Annotated in this window: 1 protein-coding gene and 1 pseudogene; both read left to right on the top strand. The window is 60.7% G+C overall.

The features are described from left to right. Positions 1 to 424, top strand: a 424-nt coding sequence (locus tag EN935_RS36600) for a DALR anticodon-binding domain-containing protein (RefSeq protein WP_245489148.1), incomplete at its 5' end; no start/stop codon positions are given. 103 nt (positions 425 to 527) lie between these two features. After that, positions 528 to 1,229 (top strand): annotated as a pseudogene (locus EN935_RS36595) (SPOR domain-containing protein); the annotation flags it as partial.

The following is a 1,229-nucleotide window of genomic DNA, read 5'->3' as shown; positions in this document are numbered from 1 at the left end:
GTCCAAGGACAATCCGGTGTTCTATGTGCAGTATGCCTCGGCGCGCTGCCATTCGGTGTTCCGTCAGGCGAGCGAGCAATTGGGCGAAGCCAATTTCGACCGCAACAGCCTGGCGTCCGCCGTGGCTTTGCTGACCGACGAGGGCGAGATCGGCCTGATCCGCAAGCTTGCCGAGTACCCGCGTCTGATCGAGTCAGCGGCACTTGCGCTCGAGCCGCACAGGCTGGCATTCTACCTCTATGATTTGGCTTCCAGCTTCCACGGACACTGGAACCGTGGCACGGATAATCCGGACTTACGTTTTGTTAAGGTTAACGACCGACAATTGACGCATGCCAGACTAGGGCTGGTGCAGGCTGTTTCGGACGTTTTGACGTCCGGCCTGACGTTGATCGGAGCCGCCGCGCCCACCGAAATGCGTTAGGTTTGACTAAATAACCTGTCACCTTTTGCCCACATTGCGCTGGTAAGGGCCAACCCTACGCGACGTCCATGGCGTCCGAATGAGTGCGAGTTCGGGAACAATAATGGCAGACAGAACCCAGCTGAGAGTAGCCGACAACAACGACATCGCTGACGATGATCCGTTCGCGGAACTGACCAGGATCATGGGGTTCGACCCGCGCCAGCCGGTCAAGCCGCAATCGCCCGCCCAGCCGAAAGCCCCCGCCGTCGACCACATGGCGGAAGAGGGCGATTTCGATATCGATCTCGAAAAGGAAATGATGGGCGAGTTCGGCGCTGACGACAGCGACGCCGCTCCGGTTGCCGGGGCCCATGAGCCGAGATTCGGACATGAGCCGGCGTTCGAAGCGGCTGACGCCGGCGCAATGGACGACGAGCTTTCGGTGTCGCTCGACGACGATTTCCATCTAGACCTGGACGAAGTCGACGACCAAGCAGCCGGCGCCAGCCATGCGGCCGCCGCTGAAACCGTGCCGTCTTTCGAGTCTGATTTCGACAATGCCGTCGCCAGTTCACTTGAGGATGTCTCGCCCTTCGAGGACGATCAGCCGATGGCGGACGAGCTTGCCGCGTCGCTCGACCAGGACTTCCGGATCGATGAGGAAGCCGAAGAGGCCCGGCACCCGGTTGCCGTCGCCGACGCGCCAGCTTCAGTCGAGACGGCTTCCAATCATGAATTCGACGATGCGGTTGCGATCTCGCTCGAAGACGAGCTGATGCTCGACGACCATTCGGCGGTGGAACAGTCCCACACGGCTGCCGAT

The sequence above is a fragment of the Mesorhizobium sp. M7D.F.Ca.US.004.03.1.1 genome (assembly GCF_003998635.1).
Lineage (GTDB): Bacteria > Pseudomonadota > Alphaproteobacteria > Rhizobiales > Rhizobiaceae > Mesorhizobium > Mesorhizobium loti.
The sequence above is the reverse complement of the archived record's forward strand: the minus strand, read 5'-3'. Positions and strand labels throughout refer to the sequence as shown.